Below are 11,820 nucleotides of genomic sequence, written 5' to 3'. Positions count from 1 at the left end.
GCCGCGCCGCCGTCGTCCTTTAGGGGCCCCGCCGCTTCAGAACAAGAGGCTCTCCGAGGAGGCCACAGCTTCATTGTCGTTGTCCATGGTGACCACGATGTTCACCCTGCCGCCCTCCAGCACCACCGGCAGCCAGTGGTCCGCATCCTGCCACATCCGGTCCACGGGCAGCGCTGCGGCATCAAACCAGGCGGGGGCGATCTCGATGCTTTCCGTGGGTTCGCCTTCCCAGCTCCGGGCGGTGAACAGGCGGGTGTCCATGTCCCATTCCGGCCTGGCAGGAAACACGAACCGCACAACCCCCGCGTCCCTGAGGTCTTCGTGGCGGAGCCTGACGTCGGCTTCCTCCCGTACCTCGCGGATCACTGCGTCCGCGTCGGTCTCCCCCGCTTCGACGTGGCCGCCGATGCCGACGATCTTTCCCCGCCCGAAGCCGGTCTTCTTCAGCCCCAGCAGCACCTGCGGGGCGCCGTCGACTTCCCGGAGCAGGAAACACAGGGCCACTGCGGCTCCAGCCATGGTCAGCCCAGCGCCCGGGGATGCGCCGCGGCGTAGATCTCCCGCAGTGTATCGGCCGTGACCAGTGTGTACACCTGGGTGGTGGTCACCGAGGCATGCCCCAGGAGTTCCTGGACCACGCGGACGTCGGCGCCGCCTTCGAGCAGGTGGGTGGCGAACGAGTGCCGAAGGGTGTGCGGAGAAACGTCTTTGGTGATGTTCGCCTTTTCGGCTGCCGCCTTGAGGATGGTCCAGGCACTCTGGCGGCTGATCCGGCCGCCGCGGGCGTTCAGGAACAGTGCCGGCGTGCCTTTCCCCTTGGCCGCCAGCAGGGGACGGCCGCGCACCAGGTAGGCGTCCAGCGCCCGGGCGCCGTACGAGCCAAGAGGCACCAGGCGTTCCTTGGACCCCTTCCCGAAGAGCCGCACGATGGCCGGGCCCGATTCGGCTTCCGCCAGGGAAACGTCGTCAACGTCCAGGCCCACGGCCTCACTGATCCGGGCACCGGTGGAATAGAGGAACTCAAGGAGGGCCCGGTCCCGCAGCCCCGTTGCCGTATCCGTTCCCGCCGCCTCAAGGATCCTGGTCACCTCGTCCACGCTGATGGCCTTGGGCAGCCGCTTCCCGGGCATCGGCGGATGGACCTCACTGGCGGGGTCGGAAGGGGTCTGCCCCTCCAGGGCCCAGAACTTGTGGAGGCCACGGACTGCCACCACAGTCCTGGCCGCGGACCGCACACCCAGGGCGGTGCCACCGTCGGAACCATCCGAGAGGGCCTGGACGAATCCTGTTACGTGACGGCGGGTGACCTCCTCCGGGCGCCGGCAACCGGCAGCTGTTAGGTAGCGGGAGTAGCGGGCAAGATCGCGCCGGTAGGCGGCCAGGGTGTTGGCCGCGAGCCCGCGCTCAACGCCCATGTGCTGGAGGTAGTCGGTGATGCCGCGGTCAATGGCTGTCGGCGGGGCTGCCGGTGGTGCGGAGTCCTGGACCGGTGCTGCCGGGGCGGGGTTTGCCGAATCGGAAGCGGCCGGAACGGCACCTGCCGGGGCAAGACCGGTGGAAGGACCAGGGACCATCAGCGCTGGCTGGGGTGCTCGGGCCACGGCGCATCCCCCGGACGGAGGCGTTCGTACCCGTCGGTGCGTGCCGCGGCCGCCGCCAGGATTCCGACGACGGCGGACGGGTTGTGGAGCCTGCCGGCCAGCACGGATTCCACGGCGTCATCCAGGTTGATCCAGTGGAACTCGATCTCGGCTTCCTCGTCCGTCCGCTCGTGCCGCTCATGGTGCGGGACCTCCGAGAGGTCGCGGGCCAAGTAGATCCTGATGGCCTCGCTGGAGGACCCCGGAGAATTGAAGACGTCAGCCAGGACGTTCCACGTGCCGGCGGCCAGGTCGGCCTCTTCGGCAAGCTCACGCGCCGCACCCACCACGAACCCTTCGCCCTCGACGTCGAGCAGCCCGGCGGGTATTTCCCAAAGGTCCATGCCCACAGGGTGCCGGTACTGCTTCAGGAGGAGGATCTCGCCGTCGTCGTTCATGGGCAGGACGGCAACGGCGCCGGGGTGGTCAATGTAATCCCGGGTGAGCGCTTCGCCCGTCTCCTGCAGCTGGAAGGTGTCGCTGACGACGTCCCAGATTCGGCCTTCGTACACCTTCTTGGTGGACAAAAGACGGCGCGGGCTCGGTGCATCCGAAACCTTTACTACATGGGTGGCTTCGTGTGTACCGGGCATCGCGCCGTCCTTTGTGTCGTGCGGAACTACTTAGCGGCTACCGTACCGGAATGCCCGGCCTCCGCTGCGCCGGCCCCCACGGTGGCGGCCGTGTCGGAGCCCTGCTGGTGGTCCAGGGCTGCCTTCACCAGGCCGGCGAACAGCGGGTGCGGCCGGGTGGGGCGCGAGCTCAGCTCGGGGTGCGCCTGGGTGGCCACGTAGTACGGGTGGACGTCGGCGGGCAGTTCGACGAACTCCACAAGCTTGCCGTCCGGTGACGTGCCGGAGAAGACCAGGCCCTGGGCTGCGATCTGCTCGCGGTACTTGTTGTTGACCTCGTAGCGGTGGCGGTGGCGTTCGCTGACGGTGGTCTTGCCGTAGGTTTCGGCGATGACGGATCCGGGGTCGAGCTTGGCTTCGTAGAGGCCCAGGCGCATGGTGCCGCCCAGGTCGCCGCGGCCTTCGACGAACTCCAGCTGCTCTTCCATGGTGGCGATGACCGGGTACTTGGAGTCCGGCTCGAACTCACTGGAGGAAGCACCTTCGAGTCCCACCACGTTGCGGGCGTACTCGATGACCATGCACTGCAGGCCGAGGCACAGCCCCAGGACGGGCAGTTTGGTTTCGCGGGCGAACTTCAGCGCGCCCAGCTTGCCCTCGAGCCCGCGGATGCCGAAGCCGCCCGGGACGCAGATCGCGTCGACGCCGTCGAGCGCCTTAATGGCGCCCTCGCGGGTTTCGCATTCGTCTGACGGCACCCAGCGGATCTTGACCTTGGTATCGTTGGCGAAACCGCCGGCGCGCAGGGCCTCCGTGACGGAAAGGTAGGCGTCCGGCAGGTCGATGTACTTGCCCACCAGGGCGATTTCCACGTGGTGCTTGGGGTTGTGGACGGCTTCGAGCAGCTTGTCCCAGCTGGTCCAGTCCACATCCTTGAACGGCAGGTCCAGGGCGCGCACGATGTAGGAATCCAGGCCCTGCGTGTGGAGGGTCTTCGGGATGTCGTAGATGCTCGGCGCATCCGCAGCGTTAACCACGGCGTCGATGTCGACGTCGCACATCCGGCCGATCTTCTCGCGCATGGCGTCAGGAACTTCGCGGTCCGAGCGGATAACAATCGCTTCGGGCTGGATGCCGATGGACCGCAGGGCGGCAACGGAGTGCTGGGTGGGCTTGGTCTTCAGTTCCTGGGACGGCCCGATGTACGGGACCAGCGAGACGTGGAGGAAGAAGACGTTGGTGCGGCCGATGTCCTGGCGTACCTGGCGGGCCGATTCGAGGAACGGCTGGGACTCAATGTCGCCCACGGTGCCGCCGATTTCGGTGATGATGACGTCCGGGGCGTTCTTGCCTTCGGCGGGCAGGCGCATCCGGCGCTTGATCTCGTCCGTGATGTGCGGGATGACCTGGACGGTGTCCCCGAGGTACTCGCCGCGGCGTTCCTTGGCGATGACCGTGGAGTACACCTGCCCGGTGGTCACATTCGCCGAACCTTCCAGGTTCTCGTCCAGGAAGCGCTCGTAGTGCCCGATGTCCAGGTCCGTTTCGGCGCCGTCATCGGTGACGAAGACTTCGCCGTGCTGGAAGGGATTCATGGTGCCCGGATCCACGTTCAGGTAGGGATCGAGCTTCTGCATAGTTACAGACAGGCCACGCGCACGCAGCAGGTGGCCGAGGCTAGATGCCGTCAGTCCCTTACCGAGCGAGGACGCCACACCACCGGTTACGAAGATGTGTTTGGTCGTCTTGGACGAGCCCGGGAACCGGGAATTTACACGGGAATTTGATCGCTGCACCACGGAATTCGAGCCTATCATCATTTGAGCCTTCCACGGATCGCTGGGAGTGCTTCCCAAATGCCCCAGTCTGCCGGTCCGGCCGCCCCCGGAGCAAGGGGTGGCCGGTGGTTGGCACCCCGGCAGGGACGGGATTCAGGCCCGCTGCGGCAGGAGTTTCGCGTCGTCCAGCAGTTCCTGGGCGTGGGCCTGCGCCGATTCAGAATCCTCCTGGCCTGCCAGCATGCGGGCCAGTTCGCGGACGCGTTCGGAACCGTCAAGGAGGCGGACATCACTTGAGGTGAACCCGGTGGCTGTTTTGCCGTCGGCTCCCCTGACAGAGGTTTTGGTGACGGTGATGTGCTGGTCCGCGAAGGCGGCCACCTGCGGCAGGTGCGTGACCACCAGCACTTGGACGTGGCGTGCCAGCATGGCCAGCCTGCGGCCGATCTCGACGGCGGCACGTCCACCCACTCCCGCGTCCACTTCGTCGAAAACGAAGGTGGGGACGGGGTCCACGGCGGCCAGCACCACTTCAATGGCGAGCATGACACGCGAGAGTTCACCGCCGGACGCACCCTTGCCCAGCGGCCGGGCCGGCGCGCCGGAGTGGGGCTGCAGGAGGAAACTGATCTCGTCAGCGCCGTATGGGGTTAGCTGGCCGGCCGGCTCGATGGTGATGATCATGGTGGCATCGGCCATGGCCAGCGCCTTAAGCTCCGCGCTGACCCGGGCCGAGAGGTCCTTGGCGGCCTTGCCCCTGATCTTGCTGATGGCGGCCGCCTGCTTCTGCAGGTCCGCCTCGGCCTTCACCACTTCCGCGTCCAGGGTTTCGATCCGGGTGGAATCGTCCTGCAGTTCGTCGTAGCGGACGCGGGCGTTCTCTGCCCAGGCCAGGACCTCGTCGATGGTGGGTGCGTACTTGCGGACCAGTTTGGCCAAGGCTGCCCGCCGGTCCTCAATTTCGGCGAGCCGTTCCGGCCCTTCCGTATCCAGGCCGGCCTGGTAGCTGGCCAGCTCCGTAGCGATATCGTTCAGCAGGAAGCCCACCTCGGCCAGCCGCGCAGCCGCCGAACCCAGCTCGGCGTCGTGCTCTGCCACCTGCTCCAACGTCCGCTTGGCTGCGTCCACCAGGGTGGTGGCGTCCCCCGCCTCGCCGAAGTCCTCGGCAATGAGGGCCTGGTGGGCGGTGCTTGCTGCGATGCGGAGCTCCTCCACGTTGGCGAGCTTGACGGCCTCTGCCTTGAGCAGCTCGTCTTCCCCCGGCTGCGGATCCACCTCGTCAATCTCGGCGAGGGCCGCCTCAAGCGATTCGGCCTCGCGCAGCCTGTCCCTGGCAGCACTGCGGAGCGTGTCCAACTCCGCCTGGCTGGCCTTCCAGTGGCTGTAGAGGTCCTGGTAGGCGGCCAGCGGGCCAGCCAGAGCGTCACCCGCGAACTTGTCCAGGGCACCGCGCTGGGCGGCGGCCCCCTTGAGCCGGATCTGGTCCGACTGTCCGTGGACCACCACGAGGGTCTCGCCGATCTCGGCAAGGACGCCCACCGGCGCGGCCCTGCCGCCCAGGAAGGCACGGCTGCGGCCGTCCGAACCAAGGCGGCGGGCCAGGATCAGCTCGGCGCCGCCGTCGAACTCTTCCGCCTCGGCACCTGCCTCCTGTGCCCGGGCAATGGCGGGATGCCCGGCGTCGAGCTTCAGCACTGCTTCAGCCGTGGCACTTTTGGCGCCACTCCTGACGGCGCCGGCGTCGGAGCGGGCACCGAGGAGGAGCCCGACGGCGGTGACCACCATGGTCTTGCCCGCACCTGTCTCACCTGTCACCACACTCAGGCCTGGCCCGAGCGGCAGCGTTGCGTCAGTGATGACGCCAAGATCGCGGATTCTCAGTTCTTCAAGCATGGCTTCACTTTGCGGTCGGCGGATCGGTTTCTACATCAGGCAGCTCAGCCTGCGGCACCTGGAGCGGAGGCATGGGGCGCGGCGTCCGGATGATGGGGATAGGGCCGGTGTGGACGGCTTCAGCCTTGGGAACCGGGCCGCGCCAGCCGTGGATCGGCAGCTCAAACTTACGCACCAGCCGCGCGGAAAACGGCGTCTGGTGCGTCCGCGCCAGCCTCACCGGGGTGGCGGATTTCGTCACTTCGACCCTTGCGCCCGGCGGCAGGTCCACCGAGCGCCTGCCGTCACACCACAGGACGCCCTGGGCATCAGTGCGGCCAAGGACCTCCACCGCAAGCCGGGAACGGGGCGAGACCACCAGGGGTTTGGCAAAGAGGGCATGGGCGCTGATGGGGACGATGACCAGGGCCTCCACCTCAGGCCAGACAACGGGGCCGCCGGCAGAAAAGCCGTAGGCCGTGGAACCGGTAGGCGTGGCCAGCACAATGCCGTCGCAGCCAAAGGATGTCAGCGGACGCTCATCCACCTCGGTGACCACCTCCAGCATGCGTTCGCGGTTGGCCTTCTCGATGGCGGCCTCGTTCAGCGCCCACGTGTGCCAGATCTTCTGGCCGCGGACCCACACCTGGACATCGATGGTCATGCGCTCTTCCACTGTGTACTCACGGCTGGCGATCCATTCGACCGTCTGGGCCAGGTCCGCCCGCTCGCTTTCGGCGAGGAATCCCACGTGGCCAAGGTTCACGCCGAGCAGCGGAACATCCACCTCGCGGACAAGCTCGGCCGCGCGCAGGATGGTGCCGTCGCCGCCGAGGACCATGACGAGTTCAACGTCCGGGAGCTGGACATGGTCGTGGAGGACCTCCACGGGCTGCGCCAGGTGCCCGAAGAACCGCTCCATGTCCCCAAGTTCGGACTCCTGCATGACGGGCACGATGCCCGAGGCATGAAGCAGGGCGCACGCCTCCCAGGCGGCTTTCAGCGAGTCCTCGCGGCCGGTATGGGCGAGGACCAGTACACGCCTGCTCATCAGGTTCCGCTCTCTAGTGGTTTGGCCAGATACGTCCGAGCAAGGCAGCGGCCGCTGCCTCCCGCTCTTCGATCTTAGGCAAGTCTTGGGTCATCCTGCGTTTTATCCACAGGAAGTATTCAACGTTTCCGTCCTGGCCGGGCAGCGGACTTTGCGCGAGGCCCCTTAGGTCGAGCCCGGCGTCGAGCGCCGCCTTGGCCACCTTCTCCACCGCCAGCCGCCGTTCACGCTCGGAGGTCACCACGCCGGTGCGTCCCAGCCGGTCCTTCCCGATTTCGAACTGCGGCTTCACCATCAGCACCAGGTCCCCGCCGGGTTCAGTGCATTCCGCAAGTGGACGGACCACGAGGGTGAGGGAGATGAAGGACAGGTCAGCCACTGTGAGCTCGGCGGGACCGCCTATGTCCGCGGGCGCCATGTAGCGGACGTTCAGTCCCTCGTGGACCTCCACGCGCGGATCCTCCCGGAGCTGCGGCACCAGCTGGCCGTGCCCGACGTCGACCGCCACCACCTGTTCCGCACCGCGCCTCAGCAGCACATCCGTGAAGCCCCCGGTGGAGGCTCCGGCGTCGAGGCACCTTTTTCCCGTTGCCGAAACCTCGGGGAAAGCGTCAAGGGCGCCGGCCAGTTTGTATCCTGCGCGGCTGGCATAGGCGTCATGTTCGTCATGTTGAACGGCAAGGTCCCTGTCCTCATCAACCTGGAGGGACGCCTTGGCGAGGACCTGACCGGCGGAGCTGACTTTGCCTTCGGCGATCAGGGCGGCGGCGTGGGTGCGGGACCGTGCAAGGCCGCGGGCAACCAGCGCCTGGTCGAGGCGGACCGGCATCAGGCGGCACCGTCAGTCGGACCGCTGCCCGGATCACTGTTGGCGGGATCACTGTTTAGTGCGGCGAGCAGTTCATCGTGGAGTTCGTTGTAGACGGCCTCATGCTCTGCCACCGGGACCTGGGGCAAGGCCACAAGCCTAGCCAGGGCGTGCGCCACCGCCGGGTCCGAGACACCCGCGTCGCCGGTTTCAGGCCAATCCAGGGAAGGCTGGGCTGCTGCGGATTCGGGTTCGGTCAGCTCAGTCATTCCACCAGTCTAGTGATCCAACCAGACGAGTTCGGGCGCCTGGGGTGCGGCCGCGTCCGGGGTGGCTGCCCACCAGGCTGCGCACGCGGCACGCCAGGAATCCAAGTTGTCCTGGCTTCCTATGATGCCTACTGCGCCGTTGGCCACGCGGGCGGTGGCCTCACCGCAGGCGTACGTGCCGTCGTCGTGCGTGACTTCCGGGTACGCCCTGTGCAGGTCCGCAAGGGAGCTGATGATGTAGTCCGGGCGCTCGGCGGCGCGGGCAGCCAGGATGGTTTGCCGGGTATCGACGCCGGTCAGTACCGCCACGGTAGCGAAGCCCGCGTTGTTCCCGCCCAGGATGTCCGTGTCCAGCCGGTCACCCACCACCAGGGGGCGCTCCGCTCCCAGCCGCTTGGCTGCAGAGTGGAACAGAGGCGCTTCGGGCTTGCCGGCCACCTGCGGGGTTTGGCCTGTTGCGGCTGCAACAGCCTGCACCAGCGTGCCGTTCCCCGGGGCGATGCCGCGGGCCTGCGGTATGGACATGTCGGTGTTCGTGGCCACCCAAAGAGCCCCTGCATTCACGACGTAGGTGGCTTCGGCGAGGTCCTTCCACCCAATCTCGGGGTTGAAACCCTGGACCACGGCTACCGGGTCCTCGTCCTGGCCGTACACCGGCACCAGGCCCACGAGCTCGATTTCCGCGGCCAGCGCCGGGCTGCCGGTGATCAGGACCCTGGAGCCCGGAGCCAGCAGGGAGGCGAGCAGGTCCGCGGCGGCCTGCGAGGAACTGACAACCTGCCGGTCCTCCGCAGGCGCCCCGAGTTCCCGGAGGTGGGCAGCCACCTGTGCGGGTGAACGGGATGCATTGTTGGTCACATAGCCCAGCCCCACGCCAAGGCCGGAGAGCTGCTTCAGGGACTCAACCGCACCGGGGATGGCGTGCGGTCCGGCGTAAACCACGCCATCCAGGTCGGCCAGGAGTGCATCGAACAGGGAAATCAGGGGAACGTCACTCATCCGTCAGTCTTCCCGGCGGTCCTGCTGGTCCCCGGCCTGGTATTCCAGTCCGGGTTCACCATCGTGTCCAGCTTCGGCCTCGGCTCCGGACTCGGCCTCCTCGGAGGTGTCCAGCTCGTCCGGCTCCACCGAGTCCTCGTCGGATTCGGTGTCGTCGGAGGCGAAATAGTCGGTCTCCTGGTCGTCGATGCTGGCGTCCTGTGGTTCAGAAGACTCTGCAGCGGTAACGGCCTCAGCTGCGCTGGCGCCTGATGCCGTATCGGTGGAGGATGTGGCGCCCTTGGCGGTTTCTGATGCCTGGGAAGCACGGTCCAGCAGGCGGCGGCGCTCGGCTTCCTCCCTGGCCTCTTCCTCTTCATCCCAGCCGAGGTCAATGATGTCCGGCTCTTCGTCCACGCCCTGGCCCAGTGCGTTCTCCGCTACGACGGCCTGCTTCCGCCATTTCTCGGCTTCAGCTTCGCGGCCCACGCCGGCGAGGGCGTCAGCGTAGGCACGGAAAAGCCGGGGGCTGTAGGAGAACGCCCGGTTGATGTCCAGTTGCGGGATTTCCAGTTCGGCTACCGCAGCATCCAGCTGGCCAAGATCGGTCCGGGCACCGGCGGCGACGATAGCAAGTTCGGCTTTCCCGGGGGCATCCAGGTCCTGGGCTTCCTCGGACCGGGCTACATCCAGCGCACGGTCAGGGCGGCCCAACCCACGCTCGCAGTCAGCCATGACCGGGAGGTGGACGTTGGAGCCGCTGATGCGGCGGTAGGTGCGGAATTCCCGTAGGGCTTCGCCGTAGTGGCCTGCTGCGTAAGCTGTCAGTCCGACGGCTTCGCGGACCGCAGCGAGCCTGCCACCACGCCGGCTGGCAGCCAGCGCGTGCTGGAACGCGAGTTCCGGTTCTTCGTCGATCAGCCGGCCGGCCATCACCAGGTGGCGGGCAACCCACTCCGCACTCTTGGCTTCGAGGGTCTTGATCTGGTGCTGGGTTGCGCGGTCCAGTTCCTTGCCCGTGACGTCTTCATCGATTTCCGGGGAACGCTCCCGGTCCGGACGGTTGGCGCTCCGCAGGTCCCGGGCGTTGGGCACCCGGACGGGACGTTCTTCCTGGCGGTCCCGCCCAAAGTTGCGTGGTCCGGCATTGTCCCGGCTGGAACCACGATCGAAGCTGCGGGGCGCGCGGTCCTGGCGGTCGTCCCGGGCGGCCCGGTCCCCACGGTCAGTCCGGTCACCGAAAGGCTTCCGGTTCTCGCCTCCGCCGAAGCCGCGGCGGTCCCCCTCGCTGTCACGGCGAGGACGGTCACCAAAGGGCTTCTGGTCACGGTCACCGAACGGCTTGCGGTCACGATCGCCGAACGGTTTCCGGTCACCAGTGCCGCCGAAGGGCTTCCGGTCACGGTCACCAAAAGGCTTCCGCTCTCCACCGCCGAAACCACGCCGGTCCCCTTCACCGTCACGGCGCGGACGATCACCAAAAGGCTTCCGGTCACGGTCACCAAAAGGCTTCCGCTCTCCACCGCCGAAACCACGCCGGTCCCCTTCACCGTCACGGCGCGGACGATCACCAAAAGGCTTCTGGTCACGGTCACCGAAAGGCTTCCGGTCACGGTCACCAAAAGGCTTCCGCTCTCCACCGCCGAAACCACGCCGGTCCCCTTCACCGTCACGGCGCGGACGATCACCAAAAGGCTTCTGGTCACGGTCACCATACGGCTTCCGGTCACGGTCACCAAAAGGCTTCCGCTCTCCACCGCCGGAGGGACGTCCGGACGACTCGCCGCCGCGGCTGGTGCGGGAGCGGAAACCGCGGGGGTCCCCGCCTGAATTGTTGTTGCCACGGAACCCGCCGCGGTCATTTCCGCCCCGGTTGCCGCCGCCGTTGTGCTCAGCCATGTGGATTCCTCCTGTTGTGAGCCGACCACTGGCGCAACTGCAGCCGCTCGTATCCGTGTTTCGTTTCCTACGCAACCCGAAATCAAGCGCTTCGAAGTCCGTACATCTTCATCAATTCTAGTGGAGCCGCCCAACGGGGCAGGACGAGAACAGCCCCGGCACCGGCATCGTGGCAATATTCACACGCTCTCTCACTCGATGCGGGGTTTCGGGGGACGCTCTCTCACTCGATGTGGGGTATCTACCAACGCTCTGTCAGGTCCCATGGGATTGGTAGAGGGCCCGGGCCTGTTCCCTTGAGGGAGTGGAAGAGGACGCAGAAAAGCGTGTGTCTATTGCTCTTCACACCTGAGGGCGTATTTGTGGCCGAAGATCGGTGGGTGCGTCGGTTCCGGGTCAGCGATGCGCAAACGCAGCCCACGTCCCGATCTTGGGCCATCGTTCACAGAGGACTTTTCGCGTACCCGCTCACACACGTCCACGGCGCACTCGGTAAAGCAGGTGTAGTAGCACCCGCTTGCCCTGAATCACTGCGTAGGGATCCTCCAACAGGTGCTGTACGTCGTCCACCCAAAGTAGTGCTTGCCGGACCCGAACACGACGGGCACGACGTCCATCCGCACCTCCTCGACCAGGCCCAGGGCAAGCACCTGGCCACCGACGCCACCAGCGGCGACCTCGACGATACGGTTACCAGCAAAGCTCTTGCGCTGTGGCCATGCCTGCCTGACGCCGTCGATGACAATTAAACGGCGCCTCGGAGTCCCAGCCCTCGGGCTTCCGCCGGTGCGTCACGTGGGCAAGCCGGCCCGCGGGCACCCGCCCCTTAGAGCAGTGAGAGAGGGTCCCCCCGGGAGGGCACATTAAGTGAGAGAGCGTCCCCCCGGGGGAGGGCGCGGTGAGTGGGAGAGCGTCCCGCGGGGGGAGCGGTGAGTGGGAGGGGGTCCCGGGTG

General features: G+C 66.9%; 12 protein-coding genes. 2 read left to right on the top strand and 10 right to left on the bottom strand.

Going from position 1 to position 11,820, the window contains the following annotated elements; genetic code table 11:
* Positions 1-36: 36 nt before the first annotated feature.
* The 10 genes from FHJ30_RS08135 to FHJ30_RS21650 all read right to left on the bottom strand — a co-directional run bounded on the left by FHJ30_RS08135 (position 37) and on the right by FHJ30_RS21650 (position 9,901).
* Positions 37-519, bottom strand: coding sequence for an 8-oxo-dGTP diphosphatase (locus FHJ30_RS08135; RefSeq protein WP_139028812.1), 483 nt, complete (start codon positions 517-519; stop codon positions 37-39).
* 2 nt (positions 520-521) lie between these two features.
* A complete protein-coding gene (xerD, locus tag FHJ30_RS08130) occupies positions 522-1,574 on the bottom strand; it encodes a site-specific tyrosine recombinase XerD (RefSeq protein WP_139028811.1) in 1,053 nt (350 codons plus the stop codon).
* Positions 1,574-2,233, bottom strand: coding sequence for an NUDIX hydrolase (locus tag FHJ30_RS08125; RefSeq protein ID WP_139028810.1), 660 nt, complete (start codon positions 2,231-2,233; stop codon positions 1,574-1,576). Before FHJ30_RS08125 ends, xerD begins: the two co-directional genes overlap by 1 nt.
* 26 nt (positions 2,234-2,259) lie before the next feature.
* Entirely contained in the window at positions 2,260-4,029 is a 1,770-nt protein-coding gene (locus FHJ30_RS08120) for a CTP synthase (protein ID WP_139028832.1), read from the bottom strand.
* Positions 4,030-4,143: 114 nt separating this feature from the next.
* Positions 4,144-5,883, bottom strand: a complete 1,740-nt coding sequence (gene recN / locus FHJ30_RS08115; RefSeq protein WP_139028809.1) for a DNA repair protein RecN — start codon at positions 5,881-5,883, stop codon at positions 4,144-4,146.
* A 4-nt stretch (positions 5,884-5,887) separates the two neighbouring features.
* On the bottom strand, positions 5,888-6,913 hold the full coding sequence (locus FHJ30_RS08110; protein ID WP_139028808.1) for an NAD kinase: 1,026 nt from the start codon (positions 6,911-6,913) through the stop codon (positions 5,888-5,890).
* 13 nt (positions 6,914-6,926) lie between these two features.
* A complete protein-coding gene (locus tag FHJ30_RS08105) occupies positions 6,927-7,742 on the bottom strand; it encodes a TlyA family RNA methyltransferase (RefSeq protein ID WP_139028807.1) in 816 nt (271 codons plus the stop codon).
* On the bottom strand, positions 7,742-7,990 hold the full coding sequence (locus tag FHJ30_RS08100) for a hypothetical protein (protein ID WP_139028806.1): 249 nt from the start codon (positions 7,988-7,990) through the stop codon (positions 7,742-7,744). The genes FHJ30_RS08105 and FHJ30_RS08100 overlap by 1 nt, the downstream gene beginning before the upstream one ends.
* 9 nt (positions 7,991-7,999) lie before the next feature.
* Positions 8,000-8,989 carry an HAD-IIA family hydrolase gene (locus FHJ30_RS08095; RefSeq protein ID WP_139028805.1) on the bottom strand — a complete coding sequence of 330 codons (990 nt, stop codon included), beginning with the start codon at positions 8,987-8,989 and terminating at the stop codon, positions 8,000-8,002.
* 3 nt (positions 8,990-8,992) lie between these two features.
* Entirely contained in the window at positions 8,993-9,901 is a 909-nt protein-coding gene (locus tag FHJ30_RS21650) for a hypothetical protein (protein WP_240793641.1), read from the bottom strand.
* A 6-nt stretch (positions 9,902-9,907) separates the two neighbouring features.
* Between FHJ30_RS21650 and FHJ30_RS21645 the strand changes: the two genes are divergently transcribed.
* Positions 9,908-10,798 (top strand): hypothetical protein, encoded by an 891-nt coding sequence (locus tag FHJ30_RS21645; RefSeq protein WP_240793640.1) that lies wholly within the window; start codon positions 9,908-9,910, stop codon positions 10,796-10,798.
* 647 nt (positions 10,799-11,445) lie between these two features.
* Positions 11,446-11,616, top strand: a complete 171-nt coding sequence (locus tag FHJ30_RS21985) for a hypothetical protein (RefSeq protein ID WP_171058967.1) — start codon at positions 11,446-11,448, stop codon at positions 11,614-11,616.
* The last annotated feature ends 204 nt before the right edge of the window (positions 11,617-11,820 follow it).

Source organism: Arthrobacter sp. BB-1, from assembly GCF_006151685.1.
In the GTDB taxonomy this organism is placed as follows: domain Bacteria; phylum Actinomycetota; class Actinomycetes; order Actinomycetales; family Micrococcaceae; genus Arthrobacter.
Note: the sequence above shows the minus strand (reverse complement) of the source record. Positions and strands in the feature narration are given on the sequence as shown.

Coding starts and splice junctions, on each gene's coding strand:
- FHJ30_RS08110 (WP_139028808.1), bottom strand. CDS start 6,913: ATGAGCAGGCGTGTACTGGTCCTCGCCCATACCGGCCGCGAGGACTCG.
- FHJ30_RS08095 (WP_139028805.1), bottom strand. CDS start 8,989: ATGAGTGACGTTCCCCTGATTTCCCTGTTCGATGCACTCCTGGCCGAC.
- FHJ30_RS21650 (WP_240793641.1), bottom strand. CDS start 9,901: ATGGCCGGCCGGCTGATCGACGAAGAACCGGAACTCGCGTTCCAGCAC.
- FHJ30_RS08135 (WP_139028812.1), bottom strand. CDS start 519: ATGGCTGGAGCCGCAGTGGCCCTGTGTTTCCTGCTCCGGGAAGTCGAC.
- recN (WP_139028809.1), bottom strand. CDS start 5,883: ATGCTTGAAGAACTGAGAATCCGCGATCTTGGCGTCATCACTGACGCA.
- FHJ30_RS08120 (WP_139028832.1), bottom strand. CDS start 4,029: ATGATAGGCTCGAATTCCGTGGTGCAGCGATCAAATTCCCGTGTAAAT.
- FHJ30_RS08125 (WP_139028810.1), bottom strand. CDS start 2,233: ATGCCCGGTACACACGAAGCCACCCATGTAGTAAAGGTTTCGGATGCA.
- FHJ30_RS08100 (WP_139028806.1), bottom strand. CDS start 7,990: ATGACTGAGCTGACCGAACCCGAATCCGCAGCAGCCCAGCCTTCCCTG.
- xerD (WP_139028811.1), bottom strand. CDS start 1,574: ATGGTCCCTGGTCCTTCCACCGGTCTTGCCCCGGCAGGTGCCGTTCCG.
- FHJ30_RS08105 (WP_139028807.1), bottom strand. CDS start 7,742: ATGCCGGTCCGCCTCGACCAGGCGCTGGTTGCCCGCGGCCTTGCACGG.